9 protein-coding genes, 2 tRNA genes and 1 rRNA gene are annotated in these 8259 nt (G+C 52.6%); 7 read left to right on the forward strand and 5 right to left on the reverse strand.

Features of this window, described 5'->3' with window-relative positions:
• Positions 1 to 114 precede the first annotated feature (114 nt).
• From WHJ28_RS06750 to WHJ28_RS06765, 5 genes are all read left to right on the forward strand, one after another.
• A complete protein-coding gene (locus WHJ28_RS06750) occupies positions 115 to 948 on the forward strand; it encodes a stalk domain-containing protein (protein WP_340040915.1) in 834 nt (277 codons plus the stop codon).
• A gap of 43 nt (positions 949 to 991) precedes the next feature.
• The gene (locus WHJ28_RS06755; protein WP_340040917.1) at positions 992 to 1582 is read left to right on the forward strand and encodes an RNA polymerase sigma factor; all 591 of its coding nucleotides are present in this window, start codon (positions 992 to 994) and stop codon (positions 1580 to 1582) included.
• Complete coding sequence (locus tag WHJ28_RS06760; protein ID WP_340040919.1) at positions 1566 to 2195, forward strand: hypothetical protein; 630 nt, start codon at positions 1566 to 1568, stop codon at positions 2193 to 2195. The genes WHJ28_RS06755 and WHJ28_RS06760 overlap by 17 nt, the downstream gene beginning before the upstream one ends.
• Positions 2196 to 2459: 264 nt before the next feature.
• Positions 2460 to 2732: a CD3324 family protein gene (locus tag WHJ28_RS16500; RefSeq protein WP_425461104.1), complete on the forward strand. Its 273-nt coding sequence runs from the start codon at positions 2460 to 2462 to the stop codon at positions 2730 to 2732.
• 146 nt (positions 2733 to 2878) lie between these two features.
• Positions 2879 to 3766, forward strand: a complete 888-nt coding sequence (locus tag WHJ28_RS06765) for an aminoglycoside phosphotransferase family protein (RefSeq protein ID WP_340040921.1) — start codon at positions 2879 to 2881, stop codon at positions 3764 to 3766.
• Between the two features lie 1051 nt (positions 3767 to 4817).
• Here the strand turns inward: WHJ28_RS06765 and WHJ28_RS06770 are convergent.
• Together WHJ28_RS06770 and sfsA are read right to left on the reverse strand one after the other, a co-directional pair.
• Positions 4818 to 5531 carry a GNAT family N-acetyltransferase gene (locus WHJ28_RS06770; protein WP_340040923.1) on the reverse strand — a complete coding sequence of 238 codons (714 nt, stop codon included), beginning with the start codon at positions 5529 to 5531 and terminating at the stop codon, positions 4818 to 4820.
• Positions 5532 to 5543: 12 nt separating this feature from the next.
• On the reverse strand, positions 5544 to 6224 hold the full coding sequence (gene sfsA, locus WHJ28_RS06775) for a DNA/RNA nuclease SfsA (RefSeq protein ID WP_340040925.1): 681 nt from the start codon (positions 6222 to 6224) through the stop codon (positions 5544 to 5546).
• Between the two features lie 87 nt (positions 6225 to 6311).
• Here sfsA and WHJ28_RS06780 point away from each other — a divergent pair, with 87 nt between their 5' ends.
• Complete coding sequence (locus WHJ28_RS06780; protein ID WP_340040927.1) at positions 6312 to 6941, forward strand: DUF1643 domain-containing protein; 630 nt, start codon at positions 6312 to 6314, stop codon at positions 6939 to 6941.
• A gap of 9 nt (positions 6942 to 6950) precedes the next feature.
• On the forward strand, positions 6951 to 7703 hold the full coding sequence (locus WHJ28_RS06785; RefSeq protein WP_340040929.1) for an aminoglycoside adenylyltransferase domain-containing protein: 753 nt from the start codon (positions 6951 to 6953) through the stop codon (positions 7701 to 7703).
• Positions 7704 to 7738: 35 nt separating this feature from the next.
• Here the strand turns inward: WHJ28_RS06785 and rrf are convergent.
• The 3 genes from rrf to WHJ28_RS06800 form a co-directional block, all read right to left on the reverse strand.
• Positions 7739 to 7854, reverse strand: a 5S ribosomal RNA gene (rrf, locus tag WHJ28_RS06790).
• Between the two features lie 127 nt (positions 7855 to 7981).
• Positions 7982 to 8056 (reverse strand) — tRNA-Glu (locus tag WHJ28_RS06795).
• A gap of 2 nt (positions 8057 to 8058) precedes the next feature.
• Positions 8059 to 8134, reverse strand: a tRNA-Lys gene (locus tag WHJ28_RS06800).
• Between the last annotated feature and the right edge of the window lie 125 nt (positions 8135 to 8259).

An 8259-nucleotide genomic window follows, 5' to 3' on the forward strand; every position in this document is an offset into this window, starting at 1 on the left:
ACAGCAGCGGACATTTCTTATTGTCTTGCAACATTTCTTTTTGCCCGGTTGTATTTAGGGTGTCACAACGAGAGAGCAAAGCCTCTCCGCAATTCACTGGAAAGGAAGATCTTTATGAAAAAGCTTGTTCCCACTCTGCTGTCCCTGGCCCTGGCCGGCTCCCTCTGTCTGCCTGTTCTGGCCGCTCCCGTCGCTGTGGACGAGACCGCCTCCCCCTCCGGCTATGCAATCCAGGTCAACGGCGCCGATACCGATATTCGGGGAAGCGTGATGGTTCCCCTCCGTGCTCTGGCTGAAGAGCTTGGCTTCACTGTGACCTGGTCCGGAGAGCAGATCCGGGTGGACACCGGCAAGGTACACACCGATGTGACGCTCGGGGTGGACCGCTACGTGATCACCACCAGTCTGGAGGATATGGTGGGCATGAGTGCCCCCTTCTCCCTCGGCTGCCCGCCCTACGCAGCGGATGGCACCACCTATGTACCACTGGCTCTCTTTGACGCCCTGCTGGGCAACCAGGAGGATGCCATCACCGGCGACAGCGGCACCATCTCCATTCAAACTGAGCCCTCCGCTCAGATCCCCAATCCCTTTGTTACATACGGTACTCTGGCAGAGGCTCAGGATCAGGTTGGTTTCTCTCTGACCCTGCCTGACGGCCGCACCCCGGAGCATATCTCGGTGCTGTCCAATCAGATGATCCAGGTCCTCTGTAACGACGGCCTCACCATCCGCAAGGCGGTGGGGCAGGACGATATCAGCGGCGACTACACCGCCTATCCTCAGGTGGATACCCTCTCCTATCACGGAACAGAGATCACCCTGAAGGGTAATGGGGACGCGGTCAAGGTTGCGGTCTGGACCGCGGAGGGCTATACTTATGCCATCCAGAGCGCCGCCGGCCTGAGCCGGGACGCTATGCTCGCACTGGCGGCATCCGTGGCATGACGCCAGCGTTCCGTTACCACAGAAGGGAGAGGAGTCAATGGGGATGACCGCTGTTTGCCGCCTGAGACGGCCCGGCCTGCACGCCCATATCCTGCACGCCCTTCGACTTCTCTTTGCCCAGAAGCCGGAGGACGAGGCCGACCGGCAAACCGCCAATGCCCAGGCCGCCAGGATGCTGGACATCCACGGCACCAGTATCCTACGCCTGGCTTACTCCTACCTCCACAATCAAAGCGACGCCGAGGAGGTGCTCCAGGACACCCTGCTGCAATTTCTGCGTACCGCTCCTGTCCTGGAGAGTCCCCAGCACGAAAAAGCCTGGCTGCTGCGGGTAGCGGCCAACCTGAGCAAAAACAGGTTGAAATACAATCGCCTGCGCTCCGCGGACGAGTTGCGGGACACGTTGGCCGCAGAGCAGCGGGAGGACCTCTCCTTTGTATGGGAGGCCGTTAAAGCCCTTCCCCAACATTCCCGGGCCGCCATCCACCTCTTTTACCATGAGGGCTGTTCCACTGCCCAGATCGCATCCATCCTGGGCCGGAAAGAGTCCACTGTCCGCTCCGACCTGCGCAGAGGCCGTATTCAGCTCAAAGAAATTTTGAAGGAGGCGTATGACTTTGGCCCGGAAGTATGACGAAATCATGTCCCACCTTGCAGTGACCAATGCCATGCGGTCCCGCATTCTGGCGCAGCTGGAATCAGCCGGGCAAACCGCTCCTCCTTCCCGCTCTGTTCTCATCCTGCGGCGTACGCTGGCTACCGCCGCCTGTCTGGCGGTGGTGCTGGCAGGGATCTCGGTACTGCCCCGGATCACCTCGCCCCAGCCTGTGGAAACTCCGCCCGGCCCTGTCACCGTGATTCCCAATCTCCAGGAGGCATCCTCCGCCCAGGCTCTCTCATCTCTGGTGGGATTTCCGGTATCCGATCTGGAGGCACTGCCCTTCCTGGCGGAGCAAAGCACCTATACCGCCTACGGCGACACCTTGGCTCAAATTCGCTGTGAAGGCGATTCCCAGTGGGCGCTCTTCCGTAAATCTGCCGGAACTGAGGACAACTCCGGAGACTATACGGCATATACATCCCAGATCTCCTACGGCCTGGACGACCTGACTGTTAACCTGAAAGGAAACGCAGAACAATCCTATGTGCTTGCTGTATGGACCGATGGAGACTTCGCCTATTCCCTGCGGCTCTCCCAGCCTCTTACAGCAGAACAATGGATTCAGGTGATTTCCGCAAACCGCTGATAACATAAAAGGCGCCCCCGGCTATGCCGGGGGCAAAAATAGCTTATAGTCAAGGAAGCCCACTATACTATAGGGGGCTTTGAACTGACATTTCATTTTTGCAGCGTTACACTGATCGAGATAAAAGAAAGGGTGATTTTAATGCGAGTACTCTTCAAAACCCATCGCATGGCAAAGGCTATTGCGATAGGATGAAGAAACCTTAATTTGTTGTAGTAGCTTTTGCTGTGCCTTATTTGGAAAATACCAATTAAGGAGAGCAAAATGGGTTATAAATCTGCAACGAATGTTTTACCTGCGTATTTGGTAAGCGAAATACAAAAATATGTTGATGGAGAGTATCTGTATATTCCGAGCTGCAAGAGAAAGAATTGGGGCAGCAAAAACGGAACAAAAGCGAAACTTGCACAGAGGGATTTTGAAATATATCAGGACCATAAAAATGGTGTCAGTATGGAATTGTTATGCTGCAAGTATTGTCTCTCCATAAAATGCGTGGAAAAGATCCTCACTTCGCAAAGGAAACAGGAAAACTAAATTTTGAGAGGGCTCCATAGACTTTATGAAGTCCTCATTTTTTCTTGTCAAAAAATAAGTAGGTTGAAGCGGCTTTGTATCCCCTGTATAATAGTTTCTAAAAGAAACGTAGGAAAATTCTTTATGCGCCCCCGAAAGAAGCATCTATGATTGAAATAACCAAAACATTAGTTTGCAACTTAATAAAAGAACAGTTTCCACAATGGGCGAATCTAGAAATTGAGCCAGTAGAACACAATGGTCACGATAACAGGACCTTTCGTTTAGGCGATGAAATGACAGTGCGCCTGCCAAGCGGAAAAGAGTATGTCCCGCAAGTAGAAAAAGAAATGAAATGGCTCCCGTTTCTGTCAAAGCATCTGTCTTTGCCCATCTCCTGCCCCATTGCGCATGGAAAGCCTGCTGGATCTTATCCGTTCCCGTGGTTGATTAACAAATATATTCCGGGTAAGATGTTAAGCAAAAGTAATGTTCCAAGTCTGAATCACTTTGCCTCTCTATTATCGGATTTTTTAAAAGGACTGCAAAAGATTGATACAAAAGGTGCTCCGGTCGCAGGCCAACATAATTTTTTCCGGGGCGCTCACCCTTCTGTTTATAACGAACAGGTAACGGTTGCATTGCAGGAATTATCTCATGTTCTACCAACGGACAAAATTCGAGAAATTTGGGAAAATGCCATTTTTACAAAATGGAAAAAATCTCCAGTTTTGGTGCACGGCGATATTGCACCCGGAAATCTCCTGGTTAAAGACGGAACCCTTTGCGGAGTAATTGATTTTGGAATTATGGGGATCGGTGATCCCGCCTGCGATTATGCCATTGCTTGGACTTTCTTTGACAGTCAAAGCAGAAAATATTTTTTGCAAGGACTTGATAAAGGAACGATTGATAGAGCACGTGGGTGGGCTTTGTGGAAAGCACTGGTCACATACGGTTCATCTGAACAATCTGTTGAGCAGAACGCAAAACACACCATAAATGAGATTATGAGCGAAATTGTCTGCAACCAAGAAAGGAAAAACGATGATTAAGGAAAGTAATACACCTACCCTTTTTACCGACCGCTTAATTTTGAGGAAGTTTATCGAACAGGATATGGAAGCACTGTTCCTTTTATTGAAACAACTACATAGTCCCACTCTTTCACAGAAAGACAACGGACAGATAAATGGCAAAGACCGTCGAGCCAATCAACGGTCAAGGTGTACGGCACGTTTCATGCGCCGCCGTTGAAAGCTCCGCCCGTCTTTGCTGATAAGCAATCAAGGCGGGAAAGCCATAAAATGGCTTTCCCGCCTTTTCAATTTTGAAAGGAAGAACGCCCCAAATGAAAGAGGGTGCGGCCAAGAACTTTGAGGATCGGCCGCCTTGTCTGTCCATTTAGTAGGAGTGTAGTCACAACTTCGGAATATTTTATCCTCAACTCTGAACGTAAGAGGAAGGCCAGAAACTTCATATACCTGCTGCCATTGTCTGAAATCAGCCCGATTTTTTGCTCATTTCTATTCGCAAAAAGCCGGCCTGTTTTCCCTGCCAGCCACGCCAGCAAATATAACACACTACACTTTGCAAGCAAAGTCGTATTCCAAATGGGATGCTGCCCCTTTGGAACCTCCAGACACCAAAACAAGCGGTGTGCTCCCGACACGGGCAACATACCGCCGTTTATTGTCAGCTGTCCACTTCACGGTCTGTTTTGGCTCATTGTAAAGTTTGGCTTGTCACAGGCTATGGGCTATTTGAAAGAAAAGAGTCGTCTGATGAGATTCGATCGGCATACAACTTCTGCAATATGAGTATGGGAATGGGCACTCTGGAGTCAGATAGTATTATGTATACAGTGGGACGAAACAAAATGCAGATAGCATGGTATATATGAAACCTACTTGCATCAGATCAAATAGCAGCCCAAATGGGACTGAAAGAGTTTATTGACCCATTTGCGATCCAAATAACAAGAAAGCATAAAAGGAACCCCTTAAGGGGTAGCCCGAGAAAGAAATGCAGTCGGCAAACCTTTCGGGGCCCCTTAACGGGCTTCGTCTGCATCAGGCCCTTATAGGGTCTGCTTAAGCCTCCGGATTAACCGGAGGTTTTGACTCGATTGGGCAGCATCCGGAACCACTTGCTCTGGATACCCGCCGCTTTGAAGCCCGTCCGGCGGTAGAGGGAAAAAGCGCTCTCGTTATCACTGGCCACCAGCAGTTTACACTGGTCAAATCCAGCCTCCCCCAACAGCGCCATAGCCCCCCGGAGCAATTCCCGGCCCAGGCCCTGCCCCCGTACATCCTTATGCAAAGCAATCCCCTCGATCTCCGGTATCTCCTGGGTCAGGTCCAGTTCATATACCCCGATTCGCACCCCGTTGACCACTGCAAAACCGCAGCGGTGCCCCTCCTCCAGGGCCCGGTCCAGATCCTGAGGTCCGTAAGTAGCAGAATTGGGCATTTCAAAAAAACATTCATTATGCAGAGCCAGCCAGGCCCCACCCCGCTCCCGGGTCAGCGGCTCCATACTGAGGCGCTGGCACTGGCCAGGCAGTTGAGACAGATCTCGCTGCAAGATCAGCATATCCCGCACAAACTCCAGTCGGCAGCCCTCCCGGCAGCCCTCTTCCAAGGGTGCCGCCGGATCATGAGATGTGACAAACAGCTCAGTAGCACCCAGGCTGAGCAGCTTCTCCCTGCCCTGCGCCAGCACCTCGTCCAGTTCATCCGCCCGGCATTGCTCTATCACCAGATAGGCCTTCCCCTTGGCTGTGATCTCACCGGGATATATTTGATAGATCGGTCTCATTTTCTTCCTCCTTCACAGCCGCACCTTCACTGGTCCCGCTATGGTCAGCGTTTCCGGCGTGACCCTGCACTCCTGCGCCAGTACCCAGACACCCGCCTCAGCGGCTTTCCGCAGCGCCTCGCCAAAGGCCGGATGGGTCACATCATTGGGGGCAAAATCTTTCATACCCGTCATCTGGACCACAAAGCAGACAGCTGCCTCATAGCCCTCCGTCCGGCAGCGGATCAACTCCTCCAGATGCTTGATCCCACGTTCTGTAGGCGCGTCGGGAAAGCGGGCGTGGCCGTCGTCCTCCAGCGTGACCCCTTTGACCTCCACAAAGCCCCGGTGCTTCCCCGCCTCCCAGTAGAAGTCAAATCGGGAGCTGCCCCAGGTAGTCTCCGGCCGCAGCAGGGTCAGACCAGGTAGAAAACCGCCCGCCTCTGCCCACTCCTGAAACACCTTATTTGGGGCCTGGGCATCCATATTTACCAGCAGATCGCCCTTTTCCACGGCAATCAGATCATATCTGGTTTTACGGGCGGGATTATCGCTCTCCTCCAGATAGACAACGGCCCCCGGTACCAAAAGTTCCCGGCAGCGACCGGTATTTTTCACATGGACCACTTCCACCGCTCCATCTATCTCCACATGGGCAATAAAGCGGTTAGGTCTGGCCCGGAAGATTCCCTTTTTCACACTTCGGTATTGCATTCTGCTTCTCCTGCCTGTATCCTGATAGGGTGAGTATATCATGGAGCGGCTTGTCTCACAAGCTGTTCTTTCTCAGGAGGTCTTACCATGCACATTCCCGCCTGCGACACCGTCCAGCAGAATATTCAGTCCTTTCCTCAGGCTTTGGAGGAGGCTCTGCTGCCTCAGACTGATTATGACGTGGAGCGCTGGCTCTACGTCCCCAACTGCTACTGCGACTACCGTTACATTCTGGGCACCCGGGGCAGCCGACCCCTGATCTGTGTGGGCATTAACCCCTCCACCGCCGCACCCAACGATCTGGACAACACCCTGAAGTCGGTGGAGCGCATCGCCCTGGGCAACGGCTATGACAGCTTTATCATGTTCAACGTATACGCCCAACGGGCAACCCGCCCCGACGATATGGAGAAGACCTGTAATCCCTGTCTTCACCAGGAAAATATGGCCGCCTTCCGCTGGGCACTGGAACAGACCAAAACGGGCTCTCCCGCCATCTGGGCCGCCTGGGGCGCAATCATTGAAAAGCGCGCCTATCTGGCCAACTGCCTGCGGGATATGGTGGAGATCGGGAACGATTTGGGCGCCTGTTGGTATTCCGCCGGCGCCCGCTCCAAAAAAGGACATCCCCACCATCCTCTGTATCTGCGGAAGGACAGCACGTTGGACCCTTTTGATGCTGCTCTTTATATAGACCAGGTCCTTACTAATCTGTGAGGCAGTCAAATGGAGTGTAGTCTTCTTCTGCGTCAGATAGCGTTGCGCTGTCAGCAGATCCTGGGTAGCAACCTGGTTGGGATTGCCGTCCACGGTTCTCTGGCATTCGGTTGTTTCCATTGGAACAGCAGCGATGTGGATTTTCTGGTCGTCACTCATACAATACCCACACAAGCGCAAAAAGCAGCCCTGATCCAGTCCCTATTGGATCTGACTCCATTGTCTCCGCCAAAGGGCCTGGAGATGAGTGTGGTTTTATTGGCAGACTGTACCCGTTTTCGCTATCCCACACCATTTCATCTCCATTTTTCACCCATGCACTTGCCCGCCTGCTGGACGGAGCTGGAAGGTTACTGCCGCGCTATGCACGGGCTGGATCGGGACCTTGCGGCCCACTTTACTGTAGCCCATCGGGTGGGATTCTCCATCTACGGCCCTCCGCCTCAGCAGATATTCGCTCCGGTGCCCCAAGCCTGCTATCTGGACAGTATCCTCCACGACGTGGCCGATGCGGAGCACGAAGCCACTGCAAATCCAGTTTACTTCATACTGAATCAATGCCGGGTATTGGCCTATCTGAAAGATGGGCTGATCTGTTCCAAAGCGGATGGAGGTCTCTGGGCCCTGGAGCACCTGGACTCCTGCTGGGCTTCTTTGGTTCGCTCCTGTCTACACGCCTACCAGACCGGCGTTCCGGCTCATCCTGCGCCCGATCTATTATCTGCCTTCTGTCGCGCCATTCAAAAACAGATCCAAACATAGCAAAAAGACGGACTTCCAAAGAAGTCCGTCTTTTGTGTTGGCGTTACCTATCTTCCCGGTCCGTCTCCAGACAAGTATTTTCGGCGCAGGTGAGCTTAACTTCCGTGTTCGGGATGGGAACGGGTGGACCCTCACCGCAATCAACACCAACTTACTTTTCCTTGAAAAGAAAAGTAAGCAAAAGAAACTTCAATAACTTTCTTCTCCTTACCGTTCTTCTCAACGATAAGCTATTATATTCTTTTCTCTTCTCACTGTCAAGACCAATTTTCTAAAATTGGTGACCCGTGCGGGAATCGAACCCACGTTTGCGGCGTGAGAGGCCGCCGTCTTAGCCGCTTGACCAACGGGCCATTGGTGCGCCTTCACGGATTCGAACCGGGGACCCACTGATTAAGAGTCAGTTGCTCTACCAGCTGAGCTAAAGGCGCATCTCTAGCTTTGTCAGCACCCTCAAAACCGAACAATGCAGTTTCCAGTATATCAGGCAAGCGCCTGCAATCATCATGTTAAGGTCAAGCCCTCGGCTTATTAGTATCGGTCAGCTGCACGCGTT

The sequence above is a fragment of the Flavonifractor porci genome (genome assembly GCF_037572415.1).
In the GTDB taxonomy this organism is placed as follows: domain Bacteria; phylum Bacillota; class Clostridia; order Oscillospirales; family Oscillospiraceae; genus Flavonifractor; species Flavonifractor porci.

Bases quoted from the DNA above. Each gene is read 5' to 3' on its own strand.
- WHJ28_RS06750 (WP_340040915.1), top strand. From the start codon at position 115: ATGAAAAAGCTTGTTCCCACTCTGCTGTCCCTGGCCCTGGCCGGCTCC.
- WHJ28_RS06755 (WP_340040917.1), top strand. From the start codon at position 992: ATGACCGCTGTTTGCCGCCTGAGACGGCCCGGCCTGCACGCCCATATC.
- WHJ28_RS16500 (WP_425461104.1), top strand. From the start codon at position 2,460: ATGGGTTATAAATCTGCAACGAATGTTTTACCTGCGTATTTGGTAAGC.
- WHJ28_RS06765 (WP_340040921.1), top strand. From the start codon at position 2,879: ATGATTGAAATAACCAAAACATTAGTTTGCAACTTAATAAAAGAACAG.
- WHJ28_RS06770 (WP_340040923.1), bottom strand. From the start codon at position 5,531: ATGAGACCGATCTATCAAATATATCCCGGTGAGATCACAGCCAAGGGG.
- sfsA (WP_340040925.1), bottom strand. From the start codon at position 6,224: ATGCAATACCGAAGTGTGAAAAAGGGAATCTTCCGGGCCAGACCTAAC.
- WHJ28_RS06780 (WP_340040927.1), top strand. From the start codon at position 6,312: ATGCACATTCCCGCCTGCGACACCGTCCAGCAGAATATTCAGTCCTTT.
- WHJ28_RS06785 (WP_340040929.1), top strand. From the start codon at position 6,951: ATGGAGTGTAGTCTTCTTCTGCGTCAGATAGCGTTGCGCTGTCAGCAG.